Consider the following 13,905-nt stretch of genomic DNA (forward strand, 5'->3'; position numbering starts at 1 on the left):
TAACAAAACATTTAAAGCGTGGTATAAAGCTAAAAAAGGCTTTAATTCTTTTGAAAAAGCAAATAATTTAATATACTTATTTGTATTTCACTATAACTTTATTAGACCACATGGTTCATTAAATAACTGTACTCCAGCAGAAGTTGCTGGCTTCGCTAGCGATAGCTCAGATAAAAACTCTTGGTTTTCAGCGGCTTAATATAAAATTAATATCTTTGATTAACCTGCAAAAATTACGTTTATTGCAGGTTTGTTTACCATACAATAAACTATCCAAACTTATATAATTTTCAAAGAACGAGCAATTCTATGAAATATTAAGCTATTTTTTCATATCAGCTTAACAGATTCTATAAATACTTAATATTGTCTTTTGTTAATCTTTTGATTTCTTCACTTATATGAATTATGCTCTTTTATTTAATATGCATTTATTTCCTTCTTCATCAACATAGCACTTTCCACAAGAAACACATCTTGGTTTATAGCTATTATCATTTTCATATTTCTTTATTAAATCATCCTCGCATATAATAGGCCTAGCCAATGACATATATTCAATATTGCTACTATTTAAGATATTAGTCATATTTTCAATTGTCCTATTCAATGCCACCAATGCTACTGAACACTTCACATTTTCTGAAATTTTACTAGCTTCTTCCTTATACACACTTTCTTTTCCTCTAAATTTAGACTCATAGAAATCTCCTCCGCTGATTTCAATAAAGTCTATCCCTAATTTATCAACAGCTATACAAGCATCATAACAATCTTGAAATTTTGCACCTTGCTCTTCTTTATCACAGCAATTTATCTTCATTCCAATTACATAGTCGTATCCTACAACTTTTCTTACACTTTCATAAACTTCTGTTATAAGTCTATATCTTTTTTCTCCATATTCATCAGTTCTCTTATTATACAAGGGACTTAATGTTCTACTTAAAAAATATCCATGAGCACAATGTAATTGCACCCCATCAAATCCAGCTTTTTTTACTCTTAAAGCTGCCCTAGTAAAAGAATCTATAATATCCTCTATATATTCTCTTTTATAATCATCTGTAAAGTCATAACTTGAAAATTTGTCTTTCTTATTTACATATTCTTTTCCTAAAACTATTTGACAGACAGCTTTGCTTCCATTTTTATGAATTATATCTGTAACTTTTTTATACTCTTCTATAAAAGAATCGTCATATATACCACTTATGTTATTTGATGGTTTATCATAAGAAAATATAGTGGAGTATCCAAGTATTATAAGCCCTATACCACCCCTTGATATTTTGTCATATAGCTCTAAATAGTTATTATGGATATGTCCTTCTGAATCTGCTATTCCTTCCCAAACAGCTGACCTTATAAACCTGTTTTTCAATTCAACATTTTTAATATTAGTTTTATTAAACAAACTTTTCATATATACCCTCCCATTTAAACCAGCTATAACTAAATAGCTTATTTTTAGATATAGTATCTATGCTTAATATAATACTAAACTCTTTCTTAAACTTATATAGAAATTTATAAAAGACTAAACTTCTTTACATTATTCATTAAATTTCCACTTAGTTTTTTGTTGATATAAAACTAATCCAGTAATTTGATTTAAAACATAAAAAATAGGTGACTTTACTTATCCACCTATTTCTTTAAATATATACTCAGTTTAATAACTACATAATATTCAGTTATGCTTTACATTTGAGCTTTATCCCTTATTACTCATTAAACCTCCATAAAAAATACTTCTAAACTCCAGATGGAATAATATATTTCTTCAAGAAAACTTAAAATAAATTTGATTACTCTTTACTTAATCTTATATAAACTAATTAAATAACAATATTATATATTGTTGTGGTTATAAAACATACAATAAAAGCCACTATAGTAGGCAATATAAACGCTACTGCTGTCCATTTTCTGCTTCCTGTCTCTCTCTTTATAGTCCAAAGGGTAGTTGAACATGGCCAATGTAATAAACTAAAAAGCATTGTGTTTAAAGCTGTTAGCATTGTCCAATTATTTTCAACAAGTATTGTTCTAAGAGATTCTATACTTGAAAAATCAGTTAGAGTTCCTGTTGCTAAATACCCCATTAATAATACTGGCAAAACAATTTCATTAGCCGGTAGTCCAACTATAAATGCCATTAATATAAAACCATCTAAACCTATAGCTGAAGCCAAAGGTTGTAAAAATGTAGCTATATGGGCTATTATACTAGCATCTCCAATATAGATATTGGCAAGAATCCATGTGACAGCACCTGCTGGAGCTGCTACAACAGCTGCTCTTTTTAATACAAATAGTGTTCTATCTATAATTGAAGTATAGATAACTCGTCCAATTTGAGGAATTCTATAGGGTGGAAGTTCTAATGTGAATGTTGAAGGTACACCTTTTAAAAGTGTTTTAGAAAGTATATATGAAACTAGTAGCGTTATTGCTATTCCTATAACAACCATTATGGATATTGATATTGCTGGTAGAATAGAATTGGCAGCTGAACTAGATGTTGTTGCAAAAAATACAGTTGAGATAGCTATTAATGTAGGAAATCTTCCATTACATGGAACAAAATTGTTAGTTACTATTGCTATTAATCTTTCTCTCGGTGATTCAATTATTCTGCATCCCACTATACCTGCAGCATTACACCCAAATCCCATACACATAGATAAACATTGCTTTCCATGTGCACATGCCTTTTTAAATAAATGATCTAAATTAAATGCAACCCTTGGTAAATATCCTAAGTCTTCAAGTAATGTGAATAGTGGGAAAAATATAGCCATTGGTGGTAACATTACAGCAACTACCCATGCTAGTGTTCTGTATAACCCTAAAACTAAAACTCCATGAAGCCAACTAGGCGCCCCTATTGCATTGAACCATTTAGTTAGAACATCTTGAAATCCAAATAAAACATTTGCTAAAAGTTCTGAAGGATAGTTTGCTCCTTCTATAGTAATCCAAAAAATCATTCCAAGTAACAATAGCATTAGTGGTATTCCCCATATTCTAGATGTTACAATATCGTCTATTTTACTATCCCTATTAAGTTTCTTCTTATCCTCAGTTATATATTTATCTTTTAAAGTTTTAGCCTTTTCATAATTTAATTCCAAAATTCTTTCTCTGATATAGTTGTTATCTATATTTTTTCCTATGTTTTCTTTAATTTTTTTAGCAACCTCTGTATTAAAGTCCTCACCTAAATCATCTAACTTTTTAAACACTTCATAGTTACTATCTATTAATCTTAATGAAACCCATCTCTTATTAAGAATATTATAACCCTCTAGTTTAGGGTAAATAGTGTTAGCCATATCTTCAATATCTTCATCATATTTAATAATTTTAGGGTTTACTTTTATTTTATTTAATGATACTTTTTCTATTAATTTCTTTAACTCCTCCATTCCAATGCCCTCTCTTGCTGCAGTTAAAGCTATTGGCACACCTAATTCTTCTTCTAATCCTTCTTTATCTATGATAATATTTTTCTTTTTTGCCTCATCTATGAGATTTACACATGTTATGACCTTATCTGTTAATTCCATGATCTGAAATACCAAATTTAAATTACGCTCTATACACGTAGCATCTGTAACAACTACTACAGCATCATAATTTCCATAACATATAAAATCTCTTGCCACTTCTTCATCTATTGATGACGACAATAAAGAATATGTTCCTGGTAAATCTACTACAACATATTCATTACCATTGAATTCAAATTCTCCTCTTGCATTTACAACTGTTTTTCCTGGCCAGTTCCCTGTGTGTTGATGAAGTTTAGTTAAATAATTAAAAACTGTACTTTTTCCTGTATTGGGATTTCCTGCAAGAGCAATTACAAACTGCCCATCTTTTCTTTCAATATTAAAAACATCTTTCATGGCATCTGTTGTTGTTGACTGTAATGTTAATCCCATAAATTTAAATACCTCCCCTTATTTTCTTTCATCTCATTTTTAACAAATACGATACCATCTTTTTTATAATATAGTTTCATAGTATTAAAAACTAATCCTATGTAATTACTTTACAAACCTAAGTAGCTTAATATATTTTACTTAAAATTCTATATAACACATTATTTTGCATTAAATTTTAAAAATTAAAGGAGGTAATTCTACTTACTCTCCTCTTTATATGCCCTTTAAATAACTAAGGATACATTAATTAAACTAGCTTCCTCACTTCTTAGAGCAATCATAGCTCCCCTAATTCTATATACTGTTAAATTATTCTTAGGACCTTTTCTCAAAACTTCTATATATGCTCCATTTGTAATTCCTAAGGATAATAGTCTTTCTTTTAATGGATTTTTAGCATTATTCTCTGAAACTACAACTAAATTTCCTATATTAACATCTGATAATATACTCATCACTTTCTCCTCCTGTAAGTTTTAAAATATCACTAATTTCTCATTGTTACCTTAGGCTAACTTTTATATACAATATATATTATTCATAAAACTAAATATTGTTTCTTATTACTTTTATTAAATTAATATTTATTAAATACAATCTGGTATGTGAAATTAAGTTTTAGTATAAAAAGAGGCTACTCCATTTTTTAAATTAACAATTAAGATTTGACAATTGACAATGATGGCTCACAAACCATAGGTTTTTTTATTAATAAAAGTTGAGAGTTGAAGGTGGAAAGTTGAAAGTTCAGGTTGAAAACCACCGGTTTTCTTTAATTATACTTTTTTAATCTTAAAATCTTCCTAAGAAGATTTATCCTTCACTCTCCACTTTCAACATTCAATTTTCAACTTAATATCATTCCATATGTTTCAATTACTCAATAAAGTTATCCACAGATTAAAAATCTATAATATCTTAGAGATTAAAAAAACAATAGCAGTAGTATTTTTATACTACTGCTATTACCTTAATGCCTTCTTGCAAAATCTACAAAAACAAATTTATCTGGTCTATGTCTTGATTCTGTATATTGAAATAAACTTGTATCATCTAAATACGTATAGCTTTTTACAACTACTATCATATCAAAGTTCTTCATATCCAAATATTTTTTATCCTCTTCTGTTGCCATCTGCACGGTTATTTCTTTTTTAGAATATGCTATCTTTAATCCTAATTCATTTTCTATATAATTATATAATGAATCCTTACATATTTCTTCGGTAAGATTTTCTACAAACTTTTGTGCTACATAATCCTTATCCAATATAATCTTTTCTTTATCCAAAGTTCTTGCTCTAATTACTTCCCATACCTTATCTTCTGGGTTTAATTCCAAACTTTTTGCCATAGATGTTCTTGGAAATATACATTTTAAACTTTCTACTTTAGTTTCTGAATCTTTTCCAATTTTATCAGTAAGTTCTTTAAAACTTACTACTCCTGATACTGGAAAGTTAAACTTATTTATATCTAGAACAAAGGAACCTTTTCCTTTTGTCTTTTGTATATATCCATTTTGTTCCAATATGTTCAATGCTTTTCTTATAGTATCTCTTGATACATTGTATTCTTTCATCAAAATATGTTCTGATGGCAACTTATCATTTATCTCATAAATTCCATTCTCAATCTTTCCTACTATATCATTATATATGCTTAAGTATTTAGTATTCATATTATCACCGTAAACATTTTAACATGTTTGTATTTATTTCTCAATATTATTTTATATAAATATCATAATTTAGAATAACATAATAATATTAAAAATAAAACTACTTATTAACATAAAAAAATTTATCTCTAACGGCTACCAACTGTAGCACCTCCATCCTCTTAGTTGCTACGAGATTAATTCATCTAACCTTCAGATGGTGGAAAAAAACACCATCCGAAGGAAGATTCGTTCTATAAATTAGTAAAACTCCAAAGTTTTATACAGTGGAGTTTTATTACTATTTAAAATTTACTTTTCAATATAATAAACTATTGATTCATATGGTCTAAGCACTATCTTTTCCTTTAAGTCATCACTAGATAAATAATTAGTTATTAATGTAACAACCTTTTTATGATTTTCTAATAAAAGTGCAGGTATTTCAATTTCTGTTTCCTTTTCATAAAAATTATTTAGTACTAATAACATTTGATTCTTGTATTCTCTTGTGTATCCAAACACTTCTTTACTTTCTTCTAATATCATTTTAAAGTCACCTTGAGAAATTATAGGATATTTTTTTCTTAATGCTATTAATTTTTTATAATGATAAAATACTGAATCATTATCCTTAAGTGCCTCTTCAGCATTTATTTTTTTATAAGATTTCCCTATAGATATCCATGGAGTACCACTTGTAAATCCTGCATTTTTTTCTTGATTCCATTGCATTGGAGTTCTTGAATTATCTCTTGATTTTGATTTTAATATCTCTAAAATTTTATCTTCATGTACACCTTTATTTTTTAAAATATTATAATAATTTATTGATTCTATATCTCTATAATCTTCTATTTTATCAAAATATGGATTTGGCATTCCAAATTCTTCTCCTTGATATATATAAGGTGTACCTCTCATCATGTGTATAGTTGTAGCTAACATTTTAGAGCTTTCTTTATGGTATTTTTTATCGTTTCCTATCCTAGATACAATTCTTGGCTGATCATGATTACACCAAAAAACAGCACTCCATCCATCACCTTTTTCCATGCCTTCTTGCCATTTTTCAAATAAATTTTTAAGCATCTTAAAGTCAAAGTCCATCAAAGTCCATTTATTACCATTTTCATAATCTACCTTTAAATGGTGAAAATTAAATACCATTGATAATTCGTTTTCTTGAGGATTTGAATAGTGTATACAATTGTCAACAGTTGTAGATGACATTTCTCCTACTGTAATTACTTCTTTAAACTTACCAAAAGTTTTTAAATTAAGTTCTTTTAAATATTCATGTATATTAGGTCCATCTGTATAAAATTTTCTTCCATCTCCATTTTCATCATCTTGAAAAACTTCTGGCTTAGAAATAAGATTTATTACATCAAATCTAAATCCCTTAACCCCTTTTTCTAACCAAAATTTAACTACTTTATATATTTCATTTCTTACCTCTTCATTATCCCAGTTCAAATCAGCCTGAGTTACATCAAATAAATGAAGGTAGTATTCATTAAACTCTTCTACATATTCCCAAGCTGACCCTCCAAATTTTGATTTCCAATTAGTAGGGGCTTTCTCTTTCTTTCCTTCTTTAAAAATATAAAAGTTTTTATACTTTTCCTCTCCTTTTAATGCATTTTTGAACCATTGATGTTTTGTCGATGTATGATTAAAAACCATATCTAGCATTATCCCAATGCTTCTCTTTTCTGCTTCTTTTATAAGGTTTTGAAAATCTTCCATTGTTCCAAACATTGGTTCTATATTATAGTAATCTGCTACATCATATCCATTATCTTTTTGAGGTGAAATATAGAAGGGAGTTAACCATATATAATCTATTCCTAATTCTTTTAGATAATCTAATTTTTCTATTACTCCATTTAAATCCCCTATACCATCTCCGTTTGAATCATTAAATGATTTAGGATATATCTGATAAACTACGCTACTTTTAAAATCCTTCATAATATTTCTCTCCTTATTTGGGTTCTATTACAAAATAAAGTGGCTACGCCACTTTCTAATTGACAATTATGATTGAAAGTCATAGACTTCCTGAATATAAAGTTGAGAATTGAGAGTGGAAAGTTGAAAGTTATGGTTGAAAAACACAGGTTTTCTTAAAAATATTTTTATTTTAGAAATCTTCATAAAAAGATTTCATCCTTCACTTTCAACTCTCACCTTTCAATTTTCAACTATAAAAGGTTCTCCATATTCCAAATCTATATGTTTCCAAGTTTCTTCTTTCCTAAAATTACAGTTAACACAAATGGCACTACTATTGCTACAACCATTGCCACTGTAAACATTAGCATACTACTAGGCTTGATTGATAATATTCCAGGGATTCCACCTATTCCTATAGAATTAGCCATTACATTGCTTGCAACTGATATTATGGCTGCAATTGATGAACCTATCATTCCTGATATGAATGGAAAACCATATTTTAAATTAATACCAAACAAAGCTGGCTCCGTAACCCCTAAATAGGCTGAAATACATGCTGGTATTGATACCTGCTTTTCTTCTTCATTTTTTCTGTTTAAATATACCATTGCTAATACTGCTGATCCTTGAGCTATATTTGATAATGCAATCATTGGCCATAAAGATGTTCCTCCAAATTCAGCCATAAGTTGAAGATCTATTGCATTTGTCATATGATGTAATCCAGTAATAACTAATGGTGCATATGCAAATCCAAATACTCCTGCAAATAGCCATCCAAAAGTTGATGTTAATCCCATATAAACTACTTTTGATATCCATGAACCTATTACCCAACCTACTGGCCCTAATACAACATGTGCTAAAATTACTGTTGGTATTAATGCAAAGAAGGGTACCATTATCATTGAAATTGATGGTGGTGATATTTTTCTTGCTAATCTTTCAAGATAAACTAGCACAAATCCTGCTAATATTGCTGGTATAACCTGTGCTTGATATCCAATCATATTAATCTTTGCAAAACCGAAATCCCATACAGGAGCAACATCTCCACCAGCTACTGAATAAGCATTTAATAATTGAGGTGAAACTAATGTAATACCTAAAACTATACCTAATATTTGAGTAGTCCCCATTTTTCTAGTCACAGCCCATGTAATTCCTACAGGTAAGAAGTGAAATATAGCTTCTCCTATTAACCATAGAAAACTGTGTGTACCTGCCCAAAACTGAGATACTTCTATTAAAGACTTTGTTCCATCTTCAAAAAACTTTATATCTCCAATAATATTTCTAAAACCTAATATTAATCCTCCAACTATTATAGCTGGTATAAGTGGTGCAAATATCTCTGCTAAGTTAGCCATAACTCTTTGAATAAATGTCATGTTAGATTTTGCTGCATCTTTTGCACTATCCTTACTCACTCCATCTACTCCTGTGACTTGTACAAAATCATTATAAAAATCCGAAACATTATTTCCCACAATTACTTGGAATTGTCCCGCTTGAGTAAACGTTCCCTTTACTATCTTTATTTTTTCTATGTTATCTTTATTAGCTAATAAATCATCTTTTAACACAAATCTCATACGAGTTGCACAGTGAGAAACTGCTTTTACATTTTCTTTTCCTCCTATGAACTCTAAAAGTTCTTTTGCTTCCTTAATATATTTCGCCACTTTATGTTCCTCCCTTTGTTTTATCTTGTACGTACAGCTTGTTCTATATTTACATATTAACCTGTACGTACATCATTGTCAAGAAGAAATGTTATGGTTTTCAAAAAAATAGCCATGTCTAAAATTTATATTATTTTGACATGGCTTAATAACTTATATATTTATCTTACTACTTTCCTAACTAAAGTTCCTATACCAATTCCCATCATAACAACGCCAACAACAACCTCTACATTTTCTAAAATATAACTCATTGATGTAGGTTCAGAACTACTCCATCCAACCCCACCAAATACTCCTACGCTCAAATTTATTCCATCTCCTAGATCCTTTATAAAATTACCAAATGGTATACTTTTAAATGTACCTAATGTATACTTAACTAGTTCTCCTTCAACATTAAGTCCTGTAAATAAATATGCTATCCCAAATAGCATTACAAACACCAATGAAGAAATAAGGGCATACCATGGGCGTTCACCATATCCACAAGTAAACCAATATAAATATGATTCTATTCTAGGAAGTAATTTTAAAGTTTTGCTTTGCACAGTTTTACATATGTAATAATATTCTCCAAAATTATTATTAAGATTATTCTCCTTAAATTTATCTGCCAAGTTTTCATAAATCGTATATATTCCTTCATATTCATCTCTAGTTTTCTTTCTTATTACTAATTTATCAAAAAAACTTTTTTCATCTAATTTACTTTTTTGTTTATCTCTAAATTCTAAATCTTCAATGTATGTATTTAAAACCTTTATTCCGCTTAAATTAGAATCAATAATTGTGGTCCTATTTAACTCACTATGTATTATTATTATGCTGCTCATATCACTTTGCTCAAATGAAGATGTATTAAATACACTCTCTTCAAAAATTATAAAACCTGCATTACATCCTAGTATTTTTACATAAAGATTACACTTAGTAAAATAACATGAAAAATTATCCTTCTTATTTAGGGATGGTTTTATGCTACTATCTTCCTTTAAAAAGCTACAATTTTCAAATAAAACTCCACCTCCGCCAAATTCACATTTATCAAATATACATCCTATAAACTTACAATCCTTAAATTTTACATTGTTAAACTTACATTGTATAAATCTACAACATACTATATCTTTATTTTTTATCTCTAAAAATTCATTTTCATTTTCAATTCCCTTTTTCCCCAAAAGTTCATTGCAAATAGTCTTATAACTATATTGGTTATCTGCATTAAACTCATTTGAACACTCCTTATTTTTTATCATATTTTTTGATATTTCATGATTATTTTCTTTTCTTTTTTTAAGTTGTTCCTTTGCAGCTGCTCTTTCTTCCTTAAAATTTATGTAACTCATATTTTTTTCCACCCTCACTTTCTAAAAAACACGTATATATATCTTGTGTAATATTTATAACTTTATCCTAATACTATCATCACTAGCACACATGCTTTTTAAGTGGAAGATAAACACTAATACACGCCTAGCTAAGCTTTTCTAATCTTTAATTGTGTGAATATTCCTTTTTACAAAACCCCATCTAAAAGTAAGAATCACTTGATTACCTTTACTATCATTTACTAAACTATTAGAAAATATTTTATTTTTACTTTTAATAATAAGCTTATACAGAACAAAAGTGGCTACGCCACGTTATAATTGAGAATTGACAATTGTAAATTCTCAATTCAAAAGCTCTTTAACCATAGGTTTTATCAGCATTTTAGGATTAAATTTTTCTATAATTTCATATACGTAAAAAAGAGCTGTATTAGAATAATTATTTAAATCATTCTGACATACAGCCCATTTTTATATTTATGTTATTTGCTTTCTTTTATTAAAAAACTTTCTAAAGCTTTTAGGAATTTATCCATATGTTCTTTCTTATGTTCTGTACTTAAGAACATACTTTCATATTGTGATGGTGGTAAATTAAATCCTTCTTTTAGCATGTGTACAAAATATCTCTTAAATAAGTCTTCATCACAAGTTCTAACATCTTTGTATTGTTCTACTTTTAAAGCTGAAGTAAAGAACATAGTCATCATTCCACCAACTCTATTTACTCTTATTGAAACATTATATTTTTCACTTAAAACTTCAATACCTTTTTGTAGATATGCTCCAACTTCTTCTATATGGTCATAGTATTTAGGATTTCCGTGCATTTCTTTTAATGTAGCTACACCTGCTGCCATAACAACTGGATTTCCTGACATGGTTCCTGCCTGGTATACTGGTCCTAAAGGTGAAAGTTTTTCCATTATTTCTTTCTTACCGCCATAAGCTCCACATGGTAATCCTCCACCCATAATTTTTGCATAAGTTACTAAATCAGGCTCTACTCCATATAAAGATGCTGCACCCTTATATGCTACTCTAAATCCACTCATAACCTCATCTAATATTAAAAGAGTACCATATTCAGTACATAACTCTCTAAGTCTTTGTAAAAACTCTTTATTAGATGGTACAACCCCCATATTACCTGCTATAGGTTCTATAATTACAGCTGCAATATCCTTACCATGAGCTTTAAATACTTCTTCTATACTTTCTATAGAATTATATACAGCTACTAAAGTATTCTCTATACTACTTTCTGGCACTCCTGCACTTCCTGGTATACCTGCAGTAAGAACCCCAGAACCTGCTTGAACTAAGAATCCATCAAAATGTCCATGGTAACATCCGCCGAACTTCACAATTTTATTTCTATTTGTATATCCTCTTGCAAGTTTTACAGCACTCATAGTAGCTTCTGTACCTGAGTTTACCATTCTTATCATATCTACATAATCTAATGTTTCACACATTATCTTACTTAATTCTAATTCCAATTTAGTCGGTGCACCAAAAGCTAATGCCTCTCTTGACACTTCTTCTATAGCTTTAACTACCTTGTCATTACAATGTCCAAGTATCATAGGACCCCAAGCTAATACGAAGTCTATGTATTCATTTCCTTCTTCATCCCATATAGAAACACCTTTACCTTTTTTTATTATAGGAGGATTAGCATCTATTCCATTAAAAACTCTAACTGGTGAATTTACACCACCTGGCATATATTTTTTAGATTCATTTAAAATGTCTAAGTTATTCATAAATTTACCCCTTTTCTAAATAATAAATATTATCTATTTAAATTTTTATAATTTAAGACTGTTGAAAATTCAAAAATACTTTTTCTAATATTCTCTCACATTGACCTATATCCCCTGTGAGTTTTTCTTCTTTTAGCACATCTATTGCTCTATTTATAAAATAGTCCGCTGTACTCTTTATCATTTTTTCACCTATTTGCTTGTAATTTTCTTCTGTACTTTTATTATTAAAACTAATTATTCTATCTTCACTTACATTATGTCCGCATTTTTTTAGCTTTTGTATAGTCGGAGATAACTCTTTAACACTCTTCCAAACCTCAAATTCTTCTAAATGTTTATCTATTACCCACTTATATTCATCCATTCTCTTTTTTCTCATTTTTTTATTTTCATCATCTAAAAGAGTCAAATCATCTATATTGTATAAATCTATACCTTGATAATGTGCTATGGTATCATCTACATCTCTAGGAATAGCTAAATCAAATATAAGACAATTGTAATCCTTATCTATATCATCAATTCTTATTACAGTATGAGGTGCTGATGTACAACTTATTATACATTCAACATCATTTAATTTTTTATTCTTCTCCTCAAAGGGTACAACTTCAACTCTTTTATCCTCAAAGTCATGAACTTTCAATGAATTTCTTACTACAATATATAGTTTATCTATATTATGAGATAAGATATATTTGGTTGCTAAACTCCCAACATCTCCATATCCGATAACCATAAATCTTTTTGCACCCTTACTTAATGCCTGATTTACAGAAATAGATGCTGACGATACTGGAATTTCATAAAGCTTAGCTAAAGTTCTAAATTCCTTTCCACAAGTTATTGCTACTTGAAAAATTCTTTGAAGAGGCCCCCTCTTAGTATTAACTTTTATTGATTCTTCGTAAGCATTTTTTATTTGTCCAAGTATTTGATCTTCTCCAAGTATTTTAGAATGAAAACCACTAGCAAGTTCTACAATATGCTCTTTAGCTCTTTTTCCACCAATGTGAAATACGTGTTTTTTCAAATCTAAATCCCATTCTAATGCTGCAAATACCTTATTTAAAGTACAATTATTTATTTCATTATTTGTAAAATAAATCTCTGTTCTGTTACATGTACTTATAATGACAGCCTCTTCAAAAAATTCTAAAAGCCCTTTTATTTTTCTCTCATAATCATTTTGTCTTATAGAGAAATTTTCTCTAATATCCAAACTGATATTCTTTGATATCCCCACTAATTGAATCATCATTTCACCTCTAGTTACTCTTTATCCACTGTAGAACTTTCCTATTTATTATAAACTTTCTCAAATTTTTTAACAAGTAAAATTCCTTATTATCGGTAAATTTATGACTTTTATTGACATAAATTTTAAGATTAACAAAGTATTTATATTTGTAATATTTTATATTTACGCATAATCATTTTTTAATAAGTATTTTTATATTAAAATACCAAACAACTATTTGTATATTTTCTGTATTTTAACATTAAATGGTTGAAAATAAAAGTAATACT

10 protein-coding genes are annotated in these 13,905 nt (G+C 28.6%); 1 reads left to right on the forward strand and 9 read right to left on the reverse strand.

What is annotated here, in order from left to right; genetic code table 11:
* Positions 1 to 199: integrase core domain-containing protein (locus tag BM119_RS05600; protein WP_143087298.1), on the forward strand; the 199-nt coding region annotated here is incomplete at its 5' end.
* Between the two features lie 207 nt (positions 200 to 406).
* On the opposite strand, the gene BM119_RS05605 is transcribed toward BM119_RS05600, so the two are convergent.
* The 9 genes from BM119_RS05605 to hemA form a co-directional block, all read right to left on the reverse strand.
* The gene (locus BM119_RS05605) at positions 407 to 1,426 is read right to left on the reverse strand and encodes an NADH:flavin oxidoreductase (protein ID WP_090039650.1); all 1,020 of its coding nucleotides are present in this window, start codon (positions 1,424 to 1,426) and stop codon (positions 407 to 409) included.
* A 415-nt stretch (positions 1,427 to 1,841) separates the two neighbouring features.
* Complete coding sequence (gene feoB / locus BM119_RS05610; protein ID WP_090039652.1) at positions 1,842 to 3,953, reverse strand: ferrous iron transport protein B; 2,112 nt, start codon at positions 3,951 to 3,953, stop codon at positions 1,842 to 1,844.
* Between the two features lie 227 nt (positions 3,954 to 4,180).
* A complete protein-coding gene (locus tag BM119_RS05615; protein WP_090039654.1) occupies positions 4,181 to 4,411 on the reverse strand; it encodes a FeoA family protein in 231 nt (76 codons plus the stop codon).
* A gap of 515 nt (positions 4,412 to 4,926) precedes the next feature.
* The gene (treR, locus tag BM119_RS05620) at positions 4,927 to 5,637 is read right to left on the reverse strand and encodes a trehalose operon repressor (protein ID WP_090039655.1); all 711 of its coding nucleotides are present in this window, start codon (positions 5,635 to 5,637) and stop codon (positions 4,927 to 4,929) included.
* Positions 5,638 to 5,928: 291 nt separating this feature from the next.
* A complete protein-coding gene (gene treC, locus BM119_RS05625; RefSeq protein ID WP_090039657.1) occupies positions 5,929 to 7,593 on the reverse strand; it encodes an alpha,alpha-phosphotrehalase in 1,665 nt (554 codons plus the stop codon).
* Between the two features lie 260 nt (positions 7,594 to 7,853).
* Positions 7,854 to 9,266, reverse strand: coding sequence for a PTS system trehalose-specific EIIBC component (gene treP, locus BM119_RS05630; RefSeq protein WP_090039659.1), 1,413 nt, complete (start codon positions 9,264 to 9,266; stop codon positions 7,854 to 7,856).
* A 161-nt stretch (positions 9,267 to 9,427) separates the two neighbouring features.
* On the reverse strand, positions 9,428 to 10,618 hold the full coding sequence (locus BM119_RS05635) for a pentapeptide repeat-containing protein (protein ID WP_090039660.1): 1,191 nt from the start codon (positions 10,616 to 10,618) through the stop codon (positions 9,428 to 9,430).
* A 467-nt stretch (positions 10,619 to 11,085) separates the two neighbouring features.
* Complete coding sequence (hemL, locus tag BM119_RS05640; RefSeq protein ID WP_090039662.1) at positions 11,086 to 12,372, reverse strand: glutamate-1-semialdehyde 2,1-aminomutase; 1,287 nt, start codon at positions 12,370 to 12,372, stop codon at positions 11,086 to 11,088.
* A 52-nt stretch (positions 12,373 to 12,424) separates the two neighbouring features.
* Positions 12,425 to 13,633, reverse strand: a complete 1,209-nt coding sequence (gene hemA / locus BM119_RS05645) for a glutamyl-tRNA reductase (RefSeq protein ID WP_177199322.1) — start codon at positions 13,631 to 13,633, stop codon at positions 12,425 to 12,427.
* Positions 13,634 to 13,905: the final 272 nt, after the last annotated feature.

Source organism: Clostridium frigidicarnis (assembly GCF_900111985.1).
In the GTDB taxonomy this organism is placed as follows: domain Bacteria; phylum Bacillota; class Clostridia; order Clostridiales; family Clostridiaceae; genus Clostridium_Z; species Clostridium_Z frigidicarnis.